The following is a 19,562-nucleotide window of genomic DNA, read 5'->3' on the forward strand; positions in this document are numbered from 1 at the left end:
CAGCGGGTCCGGGGTTCGAGTCCCTGGCGGCGCACCGGAAGTGAAGGTCCCTCGCAAACGCGGGGGACCTTCGGCGTTACGGCGGGTTCCCTCCGGTGCCGCGGAAGCGGCTGGGGGTCCGGGGGTCGTCCCCCGGGAAATGCAGCATCAGCGGGTCCGGGGTTCGAGTCCCTGGCGGCGCACAGAGCAGAAGAAGGCCCCTCGTGCAAGCGAGGGGCCTTTCTCCTGTTTGGCCGGATACTCTCTGGCCATGGCAGCGCGTGACCTTCAGGAGCGGATCAAGAAGCTCATCGTCGACCGCAGGCTTCCCTCCGGGGCGCCGCTGCCGACCGAGCCCGAACTGATGGAGTACCTGGGTGCGAGCCGGAACTCGGTGCGCGAGGCGCTGAAGGCGCTCCAGGCGATGGGCATCGTGGAGATCCGGCACGGCTTCGGCACCTACGTCGGCCCGATGTCGCTGGCCCCGATGATCGAGGGCCTCGCCTTCCGCACCGTCGCCGGGCACTACCGGGGAGAGGACTCCCTGCTCCAACTGCTCGAACTGCGCGAGGCGGTGGAGACGGGTCTGGTCTCCCGGCTCGCGGGCCGGATCCCGGACACGGACCTCGTTGAACTCGACGCACTCGTGATCCGTATGGAACACCAGGCGGCGCAAGGGGGCGCCGGCCTCGCGGACACCGACCGCGCCTTTCACGCCACCCTGTACCGGGGTCTGGACAACGTGTTGCTGGGTGAGGTCCTGGAGGCGTTCTGGGAGGCCTTCCACCGTGTGCAGACGGATCTCGGCGGCGTGCCGCAGGACCCCAAGGTCACCTGCCGACAGCACCGGGACATCCTCGACGCGGTGCGGTCGGGCGACTCGGTACGGGCGGAGGAGGCGATAAGGGATCACTTCGGCAACATCCGCGCCCGGTTGTCCACAACGCATCCACGAGACCCTCACACGCGCCACAATGAACGCGTATGACCGGTAAACACCGTGTTTCGCATCTTGCGATCATGATGAACGCTGTAGAACCCTGTTTTCCAAGATGCTGCGGATACGCGGCAGTTGGGGGGCAAGTAAGCGGTTGCCCGGTTCTGCGGGGATAGGGGCCCCGTGCACGAGCCGATGCCGAGGGGGGCATCATGCAACCGGAAGGTCGCGGTTCCATGTCCATAGGTGTGGAAAGTGTGGGGACTGCGGCCCGCCACTGATACGTCTGTGAAGAGTCGCGAGGGGACTCGGCCACGGGCGGAAGGAACCGACACGACACGCGGTCACCTGCGTGTGGGGGGATGACTCATGACGTCGACGCCGAAGGGCGCCCGGCAGAACTTCGACCCGTCAGAAACCACCCAGCTCAGCGTGCCTTCGCACCGGAACAGCACGACGGGCCAGTTCCGCAGGATCAGGTCGAACCTGCCGAGATACGACTACGAGCACTACAGCCGGCTGGCCGGTCCCCTCACCGAGCCCGAACCCGGCAAGCCGTACAGAGTGCAGTACCGCTCGCTGCTCTCGCAGGAACCGCACCGTCTGCGTGCCGCCCTGATGCTGGGCGCGGCGCCGCTGCTGTCGCTGATCCTGCTCGCCTGGCTGCTGCAGCCGGAGCACTGGACCGAACGCGACTACCCGGCTTTCGACTTCCTGCCGGTGCTCGACGTCGTGATGCTTGTCTCGATCGGCCTGATCGAGTTCTTCCGCTGCATGAACGTACTGTCCAACGCGCACGCCACGCTGGTGGCCCGCGACCCGATCCCGGTGGTGCCGGAGACCGGCACGAGAGTGGCGTTCATCACGACGTACGTGCCCGGCAAGGAACCACTGGAGATGGTCACGAAGACCCTGGAGGCGGCCGTACGGCTGCGGCACCGGGGCCTTCTGCACATCTGGCTCCTCGACGAGGGCGACGACCCCGAGGTGAAGGCGGTCTGTGCCCGTCTCGGCGTACATCACTTCTCCCGCAAGGGAGTTCCGCAGTGGAACCAGAAGAAGGGCCCGCACCGCGCCAGGACCAAGCACGGCAACTACAACGCCTGGCTCGAGGCGCACGGCGACGACTACGACTTCTTCGCCTCCGTCGACACCGACCACGTGCCGCTGCCCAACTACCTGGAGCGGATGCTCGGCTTCTTCCGCGACCCGGACGTCGGCTTCGTCATCGGCCCGCAGGTGTACGGCAATTACGACAACCCCATCACCAAGGCGGCCGAGTCCCAGCAGTTCCTCTTCCACGCGCTGATCCAGCGGGCGGGCAACCGGTACGGCGCCCCGATGTTCGTGGGCACCTCCAACGCCGTACGGATCAGGGCGCTCAAGCAGATCGGCGGCCTGTACGACTCGATCACCGAGGACATGGCCACCGGCTTCGAGATCCACCGCCACAGGAACCCGGCCACGGGCAGGAAGTGGCGTTCGGTGTACACGCCGGACGTGCTCGCCGTCGGTGAGGGCCCGGCCGCCTGGACGGACTTCTTCACCCAGCAGCTGCGCTGGTCGCGGGGGACGTACGAGACGATCCTGAAGCAGTACTGGAAGGGCTGGTTCTCGCTGCCCCCGGGCAAGCTCTTCAACTACACGATGATGATCATCTTCTACCCGATGTCGGCCCTCAACTGGATCCTGGCGGCGCTGAGCTGCGCGCTGTTCCTGGGCCTGGGTGCCTCCGGCGTGAACATCGATCCGACGGTCTGGCTGATGCTGTACGGCAACGCGTCCGCACTCCAGATCGGCCTGTACGTCTGGAACCGTCGGCACAACGTCTCCCCGCACGAGCCGGAGGGCTCCGGCGGTGTGGCGGGCATGGTGATGTCGGCCCTGTCGGCGCCGATCTACGCACGCTCGCTGATGGACACGGTGCTGCGCCGCAAGAGCAAGTTCGTGGTGACCCCCAAGGGCGACTCCGCCAGCCCGGACACGCTGTTCGGGACCTTCCGGATCCACCTGTTCTTCATCCTGGTCTTCGGCGGCTCGATCGCCGCCGGTTTCACGCTCGGGCACTCGCACCCGGCGATGATCATCTGGGCCACGTTCGCCCTGCTGATCACCGCGTCGCCGATCTTCGCCTGGCGGTACTCGGTGCGGCAGGCGAAGAAGCAGCCGCCCGCGCCGGTCCAGTTGCCGGCACAGCAGCAGGTCCCGGCGGGGCACGCGCCCGAGTACCAGCCGCAGCCGCTGCCGGCGCAGCACGCGCCGCACGGTTCGGCGCACAAGCCCAGCTGGACGGCACCGGGTTCGGGCACGGGCGCCGACCCGGGCGCAGGAAATGACCAGACGATGCAGATCGCTCTGGGTGGATTTGGGGGACGTAAGGAATGAACGACCGTGCAGGCCACCGCCGCGCCCGTCGACTCGCGATCGGTACGGCGGTGGTACTCGCGCTGGCCGGGATGAACGGGCCGTGGCTCTACCGCTTCAGCACCGAGAAGTACCACGAGTACCAGATCAACAAGCCCGAGTACAAAGCGGACAACGGGCACTGGGACATCATCCAGTTCCCGCCGGAGTACCGCCAGGACACCATCCACGCGGCGCTGCTGCGCACCGGCAAGGTGCTGCTCGTCGCCGGTTCGGGCAACAACCAGGACAACTTCGACAAGAAGAAGTTCGACTCCCGGATCTGGGACCCGGTCAAGGGCACGATCAAGAAGGTGCCGACGCCGGCGGACCTGTTCTGCACGGGTCACACCCAGCTGTCGAACGGCAATCTGCTGATCGCGGGCGGCACCAAGCGGTACGAGAAGCTGAAGGGCGACGTCACCAAGGCCGGCGGCCTGATGGTCGTCCACAACGAGAACCCGGACAAGCCGATCACGCTGCCCGCGGGCACCAAGTTCACCGGCAAGGAGAACGGCAAGACCTTCGTCTCGAAGGACCCGGTGCTCGTGCCGCGTGCGAAGAAGGTCTTCGACAAGGCGACCGGGAAGTTCCTGCGCAACGACCCGGGGCTCGGCCGTATCTACGTCGAGGCGAAGAAGAGCGGCACCAAGTACGAGACCGGCACCCAGGACAACTACCGGATCCAGGGCCTGACCGGCGCCGAGGCCCGCAACACCTACGGCATCGCGCAGAAGCTCGCGCTCGACAAGAAGGACTTCCAGGGGATCAGGAACGCCTACGAGTTCGACCCGGTCGCCGAGAAGTACATCAAGGTCGACCCGATGAACGAGGCCCGCTGGTACCCGACGCTCACCACCCTGAGCGACGGCAAGATCCTGAGCGTCTCCGGCCTGGACGACATCGGTCAGCTGGTGCCGGGCAAGAACGAGGTCTTCGACCCGAAGACCAAGAAGTGGACGTACACCTCGACGATCCGCCAGTTCCCGACCTACCCGGCGCTGTTCCTGATGCAGAACGGCAAGATCTTCTACTCGGGCTCGAACGCGGGATACGGGCCGGACAACGTGGGCCGCATACCGGGCGTCTGGGACGTCGACACCAACAAGTTCTCCAAGCTGCCCGGGCTGAGCGACGCCAAGGAGATGGAGACGTCCGGCACGGTGCTGCTGCCGCCCGCCCAGAACGAGAAGTTCATGGTGATCGGCGGCGGCGGGGTCGGCGAGTCCAAGGCGTCCAGCAACAAGACGCGGCTGATCGATCTGAAGGACAAGAACCCGAAGTTCACGGACGGGCCGACGCTGGAGAAGGGCACGCGGTACCCGCAGTCCTCGGTGCTGCCCGACGACTCGGTGCTGGTCTCCGGCGGTTCCGAGGACTACCGCGGGCGCGGCGACTCCAACATCCTGCAGGCACGGCTGTACCACCCGGACACCAACACGTTCGAGCGGGTCGCCGATCCGCTGGTGGGCCGGAACTACCACTCCGGTTCGATCCTGCTGCCCGACGGCCGGGTGATGTTCTTCGGTTCGGACTCGCTCTACGCGGACAAGGCCAACACCAAGCCGGGCAAGTTCGAGCAGCGGATCGAGATCTACACGCCGCCGTATCTGTACCGGGACTCGCGGCCGTCGCTCTCGGGCGGACCGCAGACGATCGCGCGGGGCGGGACGGGGACGTTCAGCTCACCGCAGGCCTCCGCCATCAAGAAGGTACGGCTGATCAGGCCCAGCGCGTCGACCCACGTCACGGACGTCGATCAGCGGTCGATCGCACTGGACTTCAAGACCTCCGGCAGCAAGATCACGGTGACCGTGCCGAAGAACAAGAACCTCGTTCAGTCGGGCTGGTACATGCTGTTCGTGGACGACGACCAGGGGACGCCGAGCAAGGCGCAGTGGGTCAAGGTGCCGTAGCCACGGGCTACTTGCTGGCCTTGGCCAGGGCGAGTGCGTAACTCGCCCACCACTGGCCCGCCTTGGGGCCGCCCTTGCAGGTGCCGTCCGACTCCCCCGGCCGCTTGACCCACAGATAGGCGTCCACCAGGGGGTCGGCGGTCCTCTTCGTCGGGGTGTCGCCCAGGGACCGGCCCGGCGGGTTGCACCAGCGTTCGTCCGGATTGCCGCCCGTGTACGGGCCGTTGCCGTTGCGGCTGGTGTCGATGACGAAGTGCTTGCCGCCCACCTTCGCGGACAGCTGCTTGCCGTACGCGATGGAGTCCTTGGTCGAGTAGAAGTTGGAGACGTTGACCGCGAAGCCGTCGGCGCGGTCGACGCCCGCCAGCTTCAGAGCCTGGAAGATCTGGTCGGGGTGGCCCCAGCCGGCGTTGCCCGCGTCCAGGTAGACCGCTGTGTTCTTCAGGGACTTGAGCTTGGCTATCGCGCCCTTGAGGAGGTCGTAGCGCTCCTCCTGGAACTCGCCCTGGGTGCAGCCGTCCACGAGGTGCAGCACGGCGTCCGGCTCGAGGATCACCGTGGCCGCCCGGTCCCCGATACCCGCCGTCACGCCGTCGATCCAGCTGCGGTACGCGTCGCCGTCGGCCGCGCCGCCCTGCGAGTACTGGCCGCAGTCGCGGTGCGGGATGTTGTAGAGGACAAGGAGCGCGGTGCGGCCGGCCTTGTCGGCGGCCTCCGTGAAGCCCTTGGCCTCCTGCTCGGGGTTCTCCGGCCCGATCCACTCGCCGGTCGGCTGCTCGGCGATCTTGCGGATCTGCCCGGCGGCCCCGTCCTTGCCGGACTTCTCGTAGGCGGCCACCTGACGCGCCGCGTTCCCGTCCGGGTTGACCCAGAACGGGTCGCTCTCCTTGGGCTGTTGGGTGATCTTCGCGCCGGCGTCGTCGCCGCCGCCTCCGGAGGAACACCCCGCGACGAGCAGTGCCGCCCCCAGCACCGCCGCGGAGGTCCGCAGTCCGGCCCCCCTCATGCCGTACATCCAACTCCCCCTTGGGTGCACCGGTCCAAGCCTCAATCCTGACATACGGCCCTCGGCGCCCACGAGGTCGCCCGCGCCTTGTCGGTCAGCTGTTACGGCCCCGACGGGTGGCCGACTGCCGCGTGGAGGTGCCGTCCGCCGGGCGGCCGAGGCATGAGGGGACCGTGGACGCCGGCGAACTGCGGTGTCGGACGCCCCGTGGACCCGGAGGGTAGCCGTAAGACCCTGGATCACCAGCGGAGATGACGGAGAGCCACCGTAGCGGAACCTGGCGTCATTCAGACTCTAGGCTCGGGCGCTCATCCGTTCTAGAGTCTTCTCAGACGGCCCCAGCCCCCGGCGCGTTGGATTCACCAGGCCCCAGAACCTCCCGCGCCGGACGCCGGGTTACTCCCGCAGCCCGTGCGCGCGCGGTCGAGGACCAGCCCGGTCGGCGGTTTCGGGGGGAGCAGACCGCCGACCGGGCCGGATGCCGGCGGCGCGGGGGACGGTTCACAGGCCGGTTCCCGTGAGATACGCCGAGACGATCACGTTCGCCGTGTAGGTGCGGCCGGTCCGGTCGAAGGTGCCTCCGCAGGTGATCAGCCGCAGCTCGGCGCGTCCCGCCCGGTGCTGTCCGTAGGCCCGCGCGGCGTCGAAGCGGTCGCGGCTCTGGACGCGGACGTCGTCGACGGTGAACTCGGCGACCGTGCCGTCGTCGCGCAGGACGCGGACGGTCTGGCCGGGCCGCACGGTGCTGAGCCTGTAGAAGACGGCGGGCCGGGTCTCGGTGTCCACGTGCCCGACCAGCAGCGCGGCCCCGTCGGCGCCCGGCGTGGTCCCGGCCGCGTACCAGCCGACGGTGCCCGCCTGGGCGAAGGACGGCGGCTCGACCGCACCGCGCGCGTCCAGGCCGCGGGCGATCACGGGTGCCTGCACGCCCAGTGCGGGGATGTCGACGCGCTGCGGCAGCGCGTCCTTCAACGGGCTTACCGCGGGCGGGAGTTCCGCTTCCGACGGCCGCCCGATCGCGGCCGGGTCACCGGTGGCCGTCGCCGGCACGTTCCACGACACGTCGGTCACCCGGCTGCCCCACAGCCACAGCCCGCACAGCAGCACCACCCAGGACACGGCCGTCAGCAGGCGTGCGGAGCCCGTGGAACGCTCGCGGTCGGGGGCGGACATCGGGTCAGTCCGTCCCGCGCCTCCGGCGCGCGCTCAGCAACCCCACGGCGCCGGCGGCGGCGCCCGCGAGCACCAGCCCGGTGATCGTCTGTCCCGCGCCGGGCCCGGCCCCGCGGACGTCCACGGAGGCGAAGTGCGCGGTGCCACCGCCGCCGGCGTCGACGGGGGCGACCGGCGAGGCGGGGGCGGCGCGAACGGCCGAGGACGGCGGCCGCTGCCCGGACCGGGCCTGCGCCTGCTGCTGGGTCTGCGCCACGACGGTGATCCGGTTCTTGATCACGGTCTCGCCGCAGGCAATCCGTACGTCGTAGGAGCCCGGTTCGGCCGCCGCGCGGACGCGGGTGTCCCCGGTGAGGGTGCCGTCGGCGCCCGAGAGCCGTGCGTCCGCGACGAAGGCGCTGGAGGCGGCGGTGGCCGTCCGCAGCGTGCACCCGGTCGCCCGGAGTGCCACCTCGCTGCCGGCGGCGGGGGACGACGGAGTCACCGAGAGGCCCGCTCCGCCGGCGTCGGCCGCGTACACCGCCCCTGGCGCGAGGGCGCAGACGGCCAGGATTCCGGTACAGAGAGTGAGACGCAGTGAACCCATCGTGAAAACCTCCAGATACAAGGAGGCTCCCCCGCGGGGGCGGGCACCGCATCCTCAGCGGGGCCCGCACTGCTCCGTTCGGGTGCCGGCGGGTTTCAGATGCGGTCGACGAGGTCCGCGATGGAGTCGACGACCTTGGACGGCCGGTACGGGAAGTCCTCGACCTGCTCAGGCCGGGTCAGCCCCGTGAGCACCAGGAACGTCTGCATCCCGGCCTCCATGCCGGCCAGCACGTCGGTGTCCATGCGGTCGCCGATCATCGCGCTGGTCTCGGAGTGCGCGCCGATGGCGTTGAGGCCCGTCCGCATCATGAGCGGGTTGGGCTTGCCCGCGAAGTACGGCTTCTTGCCGGTCGCCTTGGTGATCAGCGCGGCCACGGCACCGGTCGCGGGCAGCGGGCCCTCGGTGGAGGGGCCGGTCTCGTCGGGGTTGGTGCAGATGAAGCGGGCACCGGCGTCGATCAGCCGCACGGCCTTGGTCATGGCCTCGAAGGAGTACGTACGGGTCTCGCCGAGGACGACGTAGTCGGGCTCGTGGTCGGTGAGGATGTACCCGATGTCGTGCAGGGCGGTCGTCAGGCCCGCCTCGCCGATGACGTAGGCGCTGCCGCCCGGCCGCTGGTCGTCCAGGAACTGGGCGGTGGCCAGGGCCGAGGTCCAGATCGACTCGACCGGCACCTCCAGGCCCATGCGCCGCAGCCGGGCATGCAGGTCGCGCGGGGTGTACATCGAGTTGTTGGTGAGCACCAGGAAGGGCCTGCCGGACTCGCGCAGCTTCTTCAGGAAGGCGTCGGCGCCCGGGATCGGAACGCCCTCGTGGATCAGCACGCCGTCCATGTCGGTGAGCCACGATTCGATGGGCTTGCGGTCTGCCATGGTGCCGTCTCCTGCCGTACGCGATGGTGCGTGCCCCTCAGCCTATCGATCAGCTTCCGGTGGCCGGCTTCCAGTCCTCTCCCCCGAGCAGCGCGGGCAGGGCGGCGACGGAGTCGAGGACATGGGTGGCGCCGGCCGCGCGGAACGCCTCGTCGCCGTGGGCGCCGGTGCGGACGCCGGCGACCAGGCCCGCTCCGGCGCGGATGCCGGTGAGCACGTCGTAGGAGGTGTCGCCGACGACGGCGACCTGACGTACGTCGTCCGCGGCCGCCGTGCGCAGGAACGCGGTGAGGACCAGATCGGGGTACGGGCGCCCCCGGCCCCCGGCGTCGGCGGGGCACAGCGTCAGCGGCACCAGGTCCCGCCAGCCGAGCGCGGCGAGGATCGCGTCCTGTGTGGTGCGCGCGAAGCCGGTGGTGAGGACGACCGTGCGGCCTTGCGCCGTCAGTTCCTCGATGGTCTCGCGGGCGCCGGGCAGGGCCTCGACCCTGCCGCCGTCGACGAGCCCGGCGTACGCCTCCTCGAAGGCCCTGTTGGCCTCCTGCGCCTTGGCCTCCTCCCCGAACAGGTGCCGGAAGACGGAGATCTTGGACTCGCCCATGGTGGCGCGGACGTGGTCGAGCATCGACTCGGGGTCCGCGCCGAGGCGCTGTGCCGCCGCCGCAAAGGCCAGCTCGACGAGCCCGCCGTCGGCGACCGTGGTGCCGGCCATGTCGAGGACGACGAGGCGGATGTCGTGGGCGGTGACGTCTGCGGTCGTGTCTGTGGTCAACTTCCTCACCAGTTCAGTTCGTTCGCGGTGGTTTCGGCGATCGCGGGCGAGCAGGTCATGCCGCGCCCGCCGGGACCCGTGACCAGCCACACGCCGTCGGCGACCCGCTGCCGGTGCACGACCCGGCCGGTGTCGGTGCACTGCGCGTACACGCCCGCCCAGCGGCGCCGGACCTTAGGCAGCGGGCGCCCGAGGAGGGACTCGACGACCTCGGTGAGGTGGTCGTAGGGGTCCTCGAGGGTGTCGAAGGCGAAGGGGTGCTCGTACTCGTGGGTGTCGCCGATGGTCAGGCCGCCGTCGGCGCGCTGGACCATGAGCAGCTGCATCCGGTGGTCGCGTGCCGTCGGAGCCTGCGGCTGCCCGGAGACGAGCTCGTCGAGGGCGGGGGACGCGTACGCCGGGTAGTAGCGGAAGCTGTCCGCGTCCGCGACCGACGTGGTGAGCGACTCGCCGAGCGGGTCGGTCTGCATCATCTGCAGGCGTACGCGGCGGACGGGGAGATCCGGTCCGGCGAGTTCGCGGACGAGCCCGCCGAGCCAGGCGCCGGTGCACAGGACGACGGCGTCGGCGCGGTGCACCTCGCCGTGGTCGTCCCTGACCGTGCCCGCGCCGGTCACCTCACGCACCTCCCGTCCCGGCAGGAAGGTGTAGCCCGGTGACTCCGACAGCCGCTCGCACAGGGCGAGTTGGGCGGTACGGGGCTCCACCGCGGCGTCCCGCTCGCAGTGGAGGGCGGCCGTGAACTCGCCGCGCAGGGCGGGGTTCAGGCCGCGGGCCTCGGTGGGCGTGAGCAGCTTGTAGCCGCGGGCGGCGGCGTCCTCCCGGGCCACGGCGGCCTCGGCGACGGCGAGTTCGAGGTCGCCGCGGACCGGGGTGAGCGATCCGTTGGCCCGGAAGCCGAGTCCGGGGACCCGGGCGCCGATCTCCTCCCACAACTCCCGTGCGCGCAGGGCGGTGTCGAGCTCTTCGCCGCCCGCCCGCCCGCTCACCCAGATCTGCCCGAAGTTGCGCAGCGAGGCGCCGCGCGCCTCGGCCTCGCGCTCGATCTGGACGACCTCGTGGCCGCGCTCCACCGCTTGCCAGGCGTGCATGGTGCCCACCACGCCTGCTCCGACGACTGTCACCTTCATGCGATCACGCTAACATCTGGGCTAGACCCGTTATCTTTTCGTTATTGATGAGGGTGCGCGGGTGCCGGGAGGTATTCAGCCCTGAAGGTGTGCCGTGAACGAGAACCTGTCCCCGCGGTACAGCGTCCGCACCCGCTCCAGCGGCCGGCCCCCGGTGTCCCGGGAGACCCGGTGGATGAGCAGCATCGGAAGGGCGGGCGGGGTGCCGATGAGCAGGGCCTCGCGCGGGGTGGCCAGCACCGTCTCGATCCGCTCGTCGGCGTCCCCGAAGAAGATGCCGATGTCGTGCAGGTAGCCGTAGAAGGAGGAGTCGGGCTCGAAGTCGGTGCCGAGGCGGGGGACGCGGGCCACGGCGACGTAGGTGCTCTCCAGGCCGACCCGCTCGTCGTCGGCGAGCAGCACGCGTTCCAGGTGCCAGACGGGTTCGCCGCGTTCGAGGCCGGTCTCGGCGGCGAGCGCGTCCGGGCAGGGGAACCGGTCGAGGGTGACGAGGTTGCGGCCGGGGGTCCGGCCCTGGCGCCGTACGCCCTCGGTGTAGCTGGCCAGCGACAGCGGCTGTGCCAGCTTGGGTCCGGCGACGACGGTGCCGCGCCCCTGCCGGCGCAGCTTGCCCTCCAGCACCAGCTCGCGCAGCGCCTGGCGCACGGTCTCCCGCGCGACGCCGTACTCCTCGGACAGGTCGCGCTCGGTGGGGATGGCGCCGCCCTCCCCCAGCTCGGCCACGAGGTGGTCGATCCGCGCCTTCACCGCGTAGTACTTCGGCACGCGGCCGTGCTCCGGGATGCCGGCGCGCACGGGGGCGCCGGGCGCCTGGTCGTTCGGGTAGTCCACGGGAGGGATCGTCGCAGACGCCGCACGCCGGCCCCGGCGCGGCTCCTCAGCGGCGCTTGCGCGGCTTGACGGCCAGCAGCACGGCTCCGGCGGTGACGAGCAGGACCGCGGTGGCGGCGAGGGCTCCGCCCGGGGTGCCGAGGCCGGTGCGGGCGAGCTCGTCGGCGAACGGGAGGTCCGGGCCGACGCCCGGTGACGCGGTGCCGGTGGGGCTCGTGCCGTCCGTGGCCGGGCTCGTGTTGTCCGGGTCCGGGCTCGTACCGTCCGGGGCCGGACCCGTGCCGCCCTGGACGCGGAAGCGGTAGTCGCCGGACTGCCCGACCCAGTCGCCGTCGTCCTTGTGCCGCTGGACGACGGCGGCGTTGGCGGTGACCTCGTTGGGTACGGCGTCCGAGGTGAGCGCGAGGCGGACCTTCACGGTGACGGTTTTGCCGGGCGCGACGGTGAAGCCGGGCAGGCCGTCGTCGAAGGCGCCGACGAGCTCGTCCTCGTCGGTTCTCACGAAGCTCACGGGGTGCGGGCGGCCGCCCTCGTAGAAGTCCAGGCGCGGCTGCCGGGGCCTCAGCGCGCGCTTGTCGTCGACGAGCACCACGACCGGGTGGATGTTTCCGCAGGCCCGGGCGGTGGTGTTGGTGAGGTCCAGATACCAGGTGCCGTATCCGCCACCCGCTTCGTAGGCGTCCGGGCCGCCGTGGATACGGGTGGTGACGGGGAAGTGGCGGTCGTCCGGGGCGCAGCCGGCACCGGGGGCGGCGTGTGCCGCGGTCGCCACGGGTGAGAGGGCGGCGGCCGCTGCCAGGCAGAGGGAGACGGTCGTGCACAGTCGCATAATCATGGGACTGTGCCGGACGGGTGCGGGCGGCCGGTGGTGCCGCTCCGCGGGCCCCCGGAAGTCCCCTCGATCAGCGCACGCGCGCGTGTCTCACCCGTCCGCCCGCCCGAACAACGGCGCCAGCACCAGGTGCGCCGCCCCTTCCGCGACGCCGCCGGAGGCGACCCGGACCGGGACGGCCTCCTCGCCGGCGCGCCGGGCGCGCTCGCCGAGGACCGTGCCCACTCCTCGCACGAAGGCCCCGGGCGCGGCGGTGATCGTGCGGCCGCCGAGCAGGACGCGGTCGATGTCGAGGAGCGCGACGAGGTTGCCGGCGGCGGTGCCGAGCACGCGTGCCGCCTCGTCGACCTCGCCGCGCGCCACCGCCGCCAGGCACAGCGCCTCGACGCAGCCGCGGTTGCCGCAGCCGCACGGCGGCCCGTCCAGCTGCACGACCTGGTGCCCGAACTCCCCTGCTCCGGTACGGGCCCCGCGGTGCACGGTGCCGCCGATGACCAGCCCGGCGCCGAGCCCCGTACCGAGATACAGATACGCGAACGACCCGCTCTCACCGGCCCCGCCCGTGCCCCCGACGGCCAGCCCGAGCGCGGCCGCGTTGGTGTCCTTGTCGACGACGACCGGCACGCCGAGCCTTCGCGCGAGCGCGTCGCGCAGGGGGAAGCCGTCCCACTCGGGGAACCCCGTGACGCGGTGCAGGACACCGCGGGTGTGGTCGAGCGGGCCCGGCAGCGCGACCCCGATCCCGAGCGGGGAGCCGGCACCCGGCACTCCGCGGGCCAGCGCCCCCGCCTCCTCCGCCACCGCGCCGACCACGGCCTCCGGCCCCGCCCCCAGGTCCAGCGAGATGCGCCGCTCCCCCGTCACGGCGCCCGTGAGATCGACCAGGACCGCCCGCAGTTCGTCCCGGTCCAGGTGCAGGCCGACCGCGTGACCCGCCTCGGGCACCAGCCGCAGCACCGTACGGGGCTTGCCTCCCGTGGAGGCGCGGCGGCCCGCCTCGGTCGCGAGCCCGTCGGCGCGCAACCGGGCGGTGATCTTGCTGACGGCCTGCGGGGTCAGCCCGGTCCGCTCGGCGAGCTCGAGCCGGCTGATCCCCTCCGCGCCGGCCATGCGCAGCAGGTCGAGGACGAGCGCCATGTTGTGGCTGCGCAGCGCGGGCAGATTCGCGCCGACGACGCCCGACGTACCGGCCGTGACCGGCGCACTCGCCGGCCCCGCCCGTCCGGCGGCCGTCGCCGCCCCTGTCCCCGCCCCTGCGTTCGTCCTGTCCACCCCGCCATTGTCCCCCGCGCTTGCACTTTGGCAACAGCGTTGCGAAAGTGGAGCCATGACTCGTACTCCTCTGCGCGTGGGCCTCGTCGGCTACGGCCTCGCAGGCTCCGTCTTCCACGCTCCGCTGATCGCCGCCACCGAGGGCCTCGCCCTCGACACGGTGGTGACCTCGAACCCGGAGCGGCAGAAGCAGGCCCTGGCCGAGTTCCCGGACGTACGCGTCGCGGCGACCGCCGACGAGCTGTTCGGCCGCGCCGCCGAGCTGGATCTGGTCGTCGTCGCGTCGCCGAACAAGACGCACGTCCCGCTGGCGACCACCGCTCTCGAGGCCGGCCTCCCGGTCGTCGTGGACAAGCCGATCGCCGGCACCGCGGCCGGGGCGCGCGAGCTGGCGGCCCTCGCCGAGGACCGCGGTCTGCTCCTGTCCGTCTTCCAGAACCGCCGCTGGGACAACGACTTCCTGACCCTGCGCAAGCTGCTCGCCGAGGGCGAGCTGGGCGACGTATGGCGCTTCGAGTCCCGCTTCGAGCGGTGGCGCCCGCAACCCAAGGGCGGCTGGCGCGAATCGGGCGACCCCGAAGAGATCGGAGGTCTCCTCTACGACCTCGGCAGCCACGTCGTGGACCAGGCACTGGTCCTCTTCGGCCCCGCGGTCCAGGTCTACGCCGAGTCGGACATCCGCCGCCCGGGCGCTCAGGCGGACGACGACACGTTCATCGCCGTCACGCACGCCGGCGGCGTCCGCTCCCACCTGTACGTCTCCGCGACGACCGCCCAACTCGGCCCGCGCTTCCGGGTACTGGGCTCCAAGGCGGGCTACCTCAAGTACGGCCTCGATCCGCAGGAGGCGGCCCTGCGCGAGGGCCGGCGGCCCGGCACGGCCGCCGACTGGGGCACGGAGGCGGAGGAGTTGTGGGGCCGGGTCGGCGCCGGGGAGTCCCCGGTGACCGGCGGCGGCCGTCCCGAACCGACGCTCCCCGGCGACTACCCCGCGTACTATGCGGCCGTGACCAGGGCCCTCACCGACGGCGGTCCCAACCCGGTGACCGCTCTCGAGGCGGCCGCCACCCTCGACGTTCTCGAGGCGGCCCGCCGTTCGGCCCGCGACCAGGTGGCGGTGACGCTGTGACGCACAACGAGATCACGCCCAAGTTCCACCCGGAGATCACTCCTTCTGTGGAGGAACTGGAGGCCCAGGAACGCCGTCTGGTGTTCAGCCGCTTCACCTTCGAGGACGCGTGGGCCCTCGGCTCGCTCCTGGTGCAGCTGGCCCTGGAGCGCCAGGCCCCGCTCGCCATCGACATCCACCGCGCCGGACAGCAGCTCTTCCACGCCGCGCTGCCGGGCTCGGCACCCGACAACGACGCCTGGATCGCCCGCAAGCGCCGGGTCGTCGAGCGCTACGGCTCGGCCTCCTACCTGGTGGGCACCCGCTTCCGCGCCAAGGGCACGACCTTCGAGGACTCCTCCCGCCTCGACCCCGACACCTACGCGGCCCACGGCGGCTCGTTCCCGATCAACGTCGAGGGCGTGGGCGTCGTCGGCGCGGTGACGGTGAGCGGCCTCCCCCAACTGCAGGACCACCGCTTCGTGGTGGAGGCGCTGGAGGAGTTCCTCAGCAAGCGATGACGCCTACGCGTCCTTGAGCTCCTGCCGCTGCCGGCCCAGCCCTTCGATCTCCAGCTCGACGACATCCCCGGCCCGCAGATACGGCTTCGGCTCGGGCTGCCCCATCGCCACCCCGGCGGGCGTACCCGTGTTGATGACGTCCCCGGGGTACAGCGTCATGAACTGGCTGACGTAGCGCACCACTTCCGCCACCGGGAAGATCTGCTCCGCGGTCGTGCCGTTCTGCTTCAGCTCGCCGTTGACCCACAGCTTCAGCGGCAGGTTCTGCGGATCGGCGACCTCGTCCGCCGTCACCAGCCACGGCCCGAGAGGGTTGAACGTCTCGCAGTTCTTGCCCTTGTCCCAGGTGCCGCCGCGCTCGATCTGGAACTCCCGCTCGGACACGTCGTGCGCCACCGCGTACCCGGCGACATGCGCGAGCGCCTCCTCGGCCGACTCCACGTACCGCGCCGTACGCCCGATGACGACCGCCAGCTCGACCTCCCAGTCGGTCTTCGACGAGCCCCGGGGCACCAGCACCGTGTCGTTGGGCCCGACCACCGTGTCCGCGGCCTTGAAGAAGATCACCGGCTCGGCGGGCGGTTCGGCGCCGGTCTCGCGCGCGTGGTCGTGGTAGTTCAGCCCGATGCACACGACCTTGCCGATCCGCCCGAGCGGCGGCCCGACACGCAGCCCGGTCGCGTCCAGCGAGGGCAGCTCACCGGCCTCGGCGGCCGTACGGATGCGCTGGAGCGCACCGGCGTCGGCGAGCAGCGCTCCGTCGATGTCCGGGACGACACCGGAGAGGTCCCGCAGATTCCCCTCGGCGTCGAGCAGCGCGGGCTTCTCCGCTCCCGCCGTACCGACTCGCAGCAGCTTCATGATCACAGTCTCCCTCGATCGCGGGCGTCCGACCGATGGGTGCAGCCATCGGAGGACTGGTCGATCCTCCAAGGTCGGCGTCCAGTCCGCAATACCCGGTTCACGGACTGGACCGTAACCTCACGTCCTAGCGGTACAGCACGGCCCGTTCGACCGCGCTCCACGTCGTGCTCGTCACCACGTACAGTGCGGCCGCGAGCGGTACGACGGCCACCGTGACGAGCGTGAAGAAGGACAGGAACGGCGCGGCCTTCCCGATGGCCGCGGCGCCGGCGATCTGCTCCGGGACGGCGCCGGCGGTGTCCATGGTGCGCTTCACCCGCAGGTAGTTGAAGCTCGCGACGACGGCGACCACGGCGAACAGCCCGACGTACACGAGCCCGGCCGCCCCGAACGCCCCGCCTCCGGCCAGCGCGTCCGCCCAGCGTCCGCCGAGGGGCGCGGCGAACAGCTGATGGGCGAGGAGACCGTTGCGCTCCCCGCCGACCGTGGCGTTCGAGAAGAGGTGGTACAGCAGGAAGAACGCGGGGAGCTGGAGCAGCCCGGGCAGGCACCCGGAGACAGGTGACACCTTCTCCTCGGCGTGCAGGTCGAGAAGCGCCTGCTGGTACTTCCGGGGATCGTCCTTGTGCCGGGTGCGCAGCTCGGTGATCTTCGGCTGCAGCGCGGTACGGGCCTTCTGGCCGCGGGCGGCCGCCCGGGACAGGGGATGTACGAGGAGTCGTACGAGAGCGGTGAACAGGACGATCGCGGCGGCCGCCGCGGTGGCGCCGAACAACGGCTGGATCAGATCGGCGAGTTGCTCGACGAGATGCGCGAAAGCAGGGAAAACAGACATGGGTGAGCCCTCCGAGGGTCATGCCGGAACGGGGTGACGGCGGCATGACGACCGGCGCGGGGCACGGCCCGAAAGGGAGCCGGGTGCCCTACGCGACGGTCGCCGCAAGGGCGGAACCGGGAGCTCGGGGGCGGGTGCGCCCCCGCGCGTCGGGGTCGCGTTGCGGCAGGAAGGCCGTACGGCGAGCGCGGTCGCGGATGGCCGTACGCACGCGCGTGGGCGGCACCACGGGCACGCAGCGCGCGGCGAGCAGGGCGCAGACGGCGAGCGCGGACCCCGCCGCGGCGGTCGCGGCGAGCGCGACGGTGGCGGTGAGGCTGCCGGTGTCGGCCAGCAGGACGGCCTGGAGCACGAGGAGCAGCAGCACGGCGGCGGGACGCAGGAAGGTGCGGCTACGCGTCACGGCTGTTCCCCCTCTCGTACGAGCACTGCTCCCGGTTATACAGGATCCGCCCCGGCCGGCTGCTCGATGGGTTCCAGCAGGCGCTTGGGCCTGAGCAGCGCCCGGCTGACCGGATCCGCCGGGGCCTCGTCGAGTCCGGGTCCCGGCTCCATGATGACGTCCTCGACGGGTACGACGGTTGCGCAGACGGGGCATTCGCCGTACGGCCCGAGCTCGGTGCCGCAGTCCGCGTGCCGGAAGGTGCGCAGCTTGGTCTCGCCGAAGTGCTCGCGGCCCCACAGGCCGAGCGAGCGCAGCGTGGGCCACAGGGCGATGCCGCGCTCGGTGATGACGTACTCGTCGCGCGGCGGCGACTCCTGGTAGCGCCGCTTCTCGAGGATCCCCTCCGTCGTCAGCGCCTGGAGGCGGGCGGCGAGGACCGCGCGCGGGATGCCGAGGTGGACGAGGAAGTCGTTGTAGCGCCGCACGCCGTAGAGGGCGTCGCGGATGACGAGCAGCGTCCAGCGCTCGCCGACGACCTCCAGCGCGCGGGCGATGGAGCACTGCTGTGTCGCGTAGTCCTTGCCCAATGCCATGACGCCCACTGTAACCATTTTCCGCGGACTTGGTTCAATGACCGAATCTAGGTGCTACGGTTGCGGACATGGCTAGGTTCAATGAACGAACCCTCACTGAGGTCGAGGCGCCGACCACATCCGACGCGCCCCGTGCACAGACGGCGCAGGCGCCCCCGCACCCGCGGGCCACCCTCGCCCTGACCAGCGCGGCCACCGCCGTGACGCTGATGACGTACACCGCGCCGGTGGTCACGCTCCCCGACACCGCGGCGGCCCTGCACACCCCGCTCTCCGCCCAGGCATGGCTCCTCAACGGCACCCCGCTCGGCCTGGCCGCTCTCCTCCTGGTCGCCGGCAGCCTGGCCGACGACTACGGCCGCCGCCGCATCTTCCTGGCCGGCACGCTCACCCTCGGCATCACCACGGCCCTCGGCGCGCTGGCCTCCTCCACCTGGCTGTTCACGCTGGCCCGCATCGCGCAGGGCGCGGCGAGCGCGGCGATCCTGGCGAGCAGCCTGGGCCTGATCGTCCACGCCTTCCCGACCCCGCGTGGCCGGCTGCACGCGACAGGTGTGTGGGGAGCGTTCGTCAGCGGCGGCATCGCGGTGGGCCCGCTGGTGGCAGGCGCGTTCGCCGACTGGCGGGTGGCCTACGCAGTCCTGGGCGCGGCGGCGCTGCTCGTGGCGGCCCTCGGCACCCGCAGGCTGGCGGAGTCCCGCTCGCCACGGGGCGGCCGCCCGGACGTACCGGGCGCCGTCACCTTCGGCCTGGCGCTGGTCGCGCTGGTCGCCGCCCTGACCCTGGGCCGGGACGGCTGGCTGCGTCCGCAGGTGGGCCTGCTGCTCCTGGCGACGGTGATCCTCATGGTGGTCTTCACGCTCGTGGAGCGCCGCTCGGCCACGCCGATGATCGACCTCGGCCTGCTCCGCCACTCCCGTTTCCTGGCCTCGTCCGCGGGCGGCCTGTTCACCGGCCTCGCGGTGATCGGCATGTTCAGCTTCCTGCCGGCCCTGCTCCAGCGGACGCTCGGCCTGTCCGCGATGGACACGGCCTGGCTGTTCCTCCTCTGGTCCGGCCTGTCCTTCACGGTCGCCCTGCAGTCCAAGCGCCTGGCCGGCCGCGTCCCGCCCCGCCACCAGCTGGCCGTGGGCTTCGCCCTCCACGCGGCGGGCGTCCTCACCATGCTCGGCGCCCTGGACGCCCACTCCTGGCCCCGCCTCCTCCCCGGCCTCCTCATCGCCGGCACCGGCAGCGGCCTCCTGAACGCCGCCCTGCCGCTCCTCGCGGTCGAGTCCGTCCCGAGCGCCCGCGCGGCCATGGGCTCAGGCGCGCAGCAGACCTTCCGCTACATCGGCTCCTGCGCGGGCGTGGCCCTGACGATCGCGATCGCGACGTCGTCGGGCGGCGGTCTGGCGCACGGCGCGGACATCGCGATGGCCGTGTCGGCGGGACTGGCCGCCTTTGCGGCTGGGGCTGTTCTGGTCCTGCGGGAGCGGGCGTGACGGCCACCCCCACCCTGAAGCTGCGGCGAAGACCTCGACAGCCTTTACTCGACAGCGTTG

The 19,562-nt window shown here is 71.3% G+C and carries 19 protein-coding genes; 6 read left to right on the forward strand and 13 right to left on the reverse strand.

What is annotated here, in order from left to right; genetic code table 11:
* Positions 1–250: 250 nt before the first annotated feature.
* From ACIBN2_RS31545 to ACIBN2_RS31555, 3 genes are all read left to right on the forward strand, one after another.
* The gene (locus ACIBN2_RS31545; protein ID WP_399139439.1) at positions 251–967 is read left to right on the forward strand and encodes a FadR/GntR family transcriptional regulator; all 717 of its coding nucleotides are present in this window, start codon (positions 251–253) and stop codon (positions 965–967) included.
* Between the two features lie 318 nt (positions 968–1,285).
* Positions 1,286–3,301, forward strand: a complete 2,016-nt coding sequence (locus ACIBN2_RS31550) for a glycosyltransferase family 2 protein (protein ID WP_399139441.1) — start codon at positions 1,286–1,288, stop codon at positions 3,299–3,301.
* Positions 3,298–5,235 (forward strand): galactose oxidase-like domain-containing protein, encoded by a 1,938-nt coding sequence (locus ACIBN2_RS31555; RefSeq protein WP_399139442.1) that lies wholly within the window; start codon positions 3,298–3,300, stop codon positions 5,233–5,235. Before ACIBN2_RS31550 ends, ACIBN2_RS31555 begins: the two co-directional genes overlap by 4 nt.
* Positions 5,236–5,242: 7 nt before the next feature.
* Here ACIBN2_RS31555 and ACIBN2_RS31560 read toward each other — a convergent pair whose 3' ends face one another.
* From ACIBN2_RS31560 to ACIBN2_RS31600, 9 genes are all read right to left on the reverse strand, one after another.
* Positions 5,243–6,250 carry a glycoside hydrolase family 6 protein gene (locus ACIBN2_RS31560; protein WP_399139444.1) on the reverse strand — a complete coding sequence of 336 codons (1,008 nt, stop codon included), beginning with the start codon at positions 6,248–6,250 and terminating at the stop codon, positions 5,243–5,245.
* 492 nt (positions 6,251–6,742) lie between these two features.
* Positions 6,743–7,414, reverse strand: a complete 672-nt coding sequence (locus tag ACIBN2_RS31565; protein ID WP_399139445.1) for a class F sortase — start codon at positions 7,412–7,414, stop codon at positions 6,743–6,745.
* 4 nt (positions 7,415–7,418) lie between these two features.
* Complete coding sequence (locus ACIBN2_RS31570) at positions 7,419–8,000, reverse strand: hypothetical protein (RefSeq protein ID WP_399139446.1); 582 nt, start codon at positions 7,998–8,000, stop codon at positions 7,419–7,421.
* A gap of 95 nt (positions 8,001–8,095) precedes the next feature.
* Positions 8,096–8,875, reverse strand: a complete 780-nt coding sequence (locus ACIBN2_RS31575; protein WP_399139447.1) for an HAD-IIA family hydrolase — start codon at positions 8,873–8,875, stop codon at positions 8,096–8,098.
* A 49-nt stretch (positions 8,876–8,924) separates the two neighbouring features.
* Positions 8,925–9,647 carry a phosphonatase-like hydrolase gene (locus ACIBN2_RS31580; RefSeq protein WP_399139449.1) on the reverse strand — a complete coding sequence of 241 codons (723 nt, stop codon included), beginning with the start codon at positions 9,645–9,647 and terminating at the stop codon, positions 8,925–8,927.
* 5 nt (positions 9,648–9,652) lie between these two features.
* Positions 9,653–10,777: a TIGR03364 family FAD-dependent oxidoreductase gene (locus ACIBN2_RS31585; protein ID WP_399139451.1), complete on the reverse strand. Its 1,125-nt coding sequence runs from the start codon at positions 10,775–10,777 to the stop codon at positions 9,653–9,655.
* A gap of 75 nt (positions 10,778–10,852) precedes the next feature.
* Positions 10,853–11,608: a GntR family transcriptional regulator gene (locus ACIBN2_RS31590; protein ID WP_399139453.1), complete on the reverse strand. Its 756-nt coding sequence runs from the start codon at positions 11,606–11,608 to the stop codon at positions 10,853–10,855.
* A 46-nt stretch (positions 11,609–11,654) separates the two neighbouring features.
* Positions 11,655–12,443, reverse strand: coding sequence for a hypothetical protein (locus ACIBN2_RS31595; RefSeq protein ID WP_399139454.1), 789 nt, complete (start codon positions 12,441–12,443; stop codon positions 11,655–11,657).
* 87 nt (positions 12,444–12,530) lie between these two features.
* Complete coding sequence (locus ACIBN2_RS31600; protein ID WP_399139602.1) at positions 12,531–13,577, reverse strand: ROK family protein; 1,047 nt, start codon at positions 13,575–13,577, stop codon at positions 12,531–12,533.
* 190 nt (positions 13,578–13,767) lie between these two features.
* Here ACIBN2_RS31600 and ACIBN2_RS31605 point away from each other — a divergent pair, with 190 nt between their 5' ends.
* Positions 13,768–14,841 carry a Gfo/Idh/MocA family oxidoreductase gene (locus ACIBN2_RS31605; protein ID WP_399139455.1) on the forward strand — a complete coding sequence of 358 codons (1,074 nt, stop codon included), beginning with the start codon at positions 13,768–13,770 and terminating at the stop codon, positions 14,839–14,841.
* Positions 14,838–15,341 carry a heme-degrading domain-containing protein gene (locus ACIBN2_RS31610; protein ID WP_399139457.1) on the forward strand — a complete coding sequence of 168 codons (504 nt, stop codon included), beginning with the start codon at positions 14,838–14,840 and terminating at the stop codon, positions 15,339–15,341. The genes ACIBN2_RS31605 and ACIBN2_RS31610 overlap by 4 nt, the downstream gene beginning before the upstream one ends.
* A 3-nt stretch (positions 15,342–15,344) precedes the next feature.
* On the opposite strand, the gene ACIBN2_RS31615 is transcribed toward ACIBN2_RS31610, so the two are convergent.
* From ACIBN2_RS31615 to ACIBN2_RS31630, 4 genes are all read right to left on the reverse strand, one after another.
* Positions 15,345–16,202, reverse strand: a complete 858-nt coding sequence (locus ACIBN2_RS31615; protein ID WP_399139459.1) for a fumarylacetoacetate hydrolase family protein — start codon at positions 16,200–16,202, stop codon at positions 15,345–15,347.
* A gap of 127 nt (positions 16,203–16,329) precedes the next feature.
* On the reverse strand, positions 16,330–17,040 hold the full coding sequence (locus ACIBN2_RS31620) for a YidC/Oxa1 family membrane protein insertase (protein ID WP_399139461.1): 711 nt from the start codon (positions 17,038–17,040) through the stop codon (positions 16,330–16,332).
* 88 nt (positions 17,041–17,128) lie between these two features.
* Positions 17,129–17,443 carry a DUF6412 domain-containing protein gene (locus ACIBN2_RS31625; protein WP_399139463.1) on the reverse strand — a complete coding sequence of 105 codons (315 nt, stop codon included), beginning with the start codon at positions 17,441–17,443 and terminating at the stop codon, positions 17,129–17,131.
* 35 nt (positions 17,444–17,478) lie between these two features.
* Entirely contained in the window at positions 17,479–18,018 is a 540-nt protein-coding gene (locus ACIBN2_RS31630; protein WP_399139465.1) for a winged helix-turn-helix transcriptional regulator, read from the reverse strand.
* 68 nt (positions 18,019–18,086) lie between these two features.
* Here ACIBN2_RS31630 and ACIBN2_RS31635 point away from each other — a divergent pair, with 68 nt between their 5' ends.
* Positions 18,087–19,502, forward strand: a complete 1,416-nt coding sequence (locus ACIBN2_RS31635) for an MFS transporter (protein WP_399139466.1) — start codon at positions 18,087–18,089, stop codon at positions 19,500–19,502.
* Positions 19,503–19,562 lie beyond the last annotated feature (60 nt).

This window comes from Streptomyces sp. NPDC050534 (genome assembly GCF_044457745.1).
Lineage (GTDB): Bacteria > Actinomycetota > Actinomycetes > Streptomycetales > Streptomycetaceae > Streptomyces.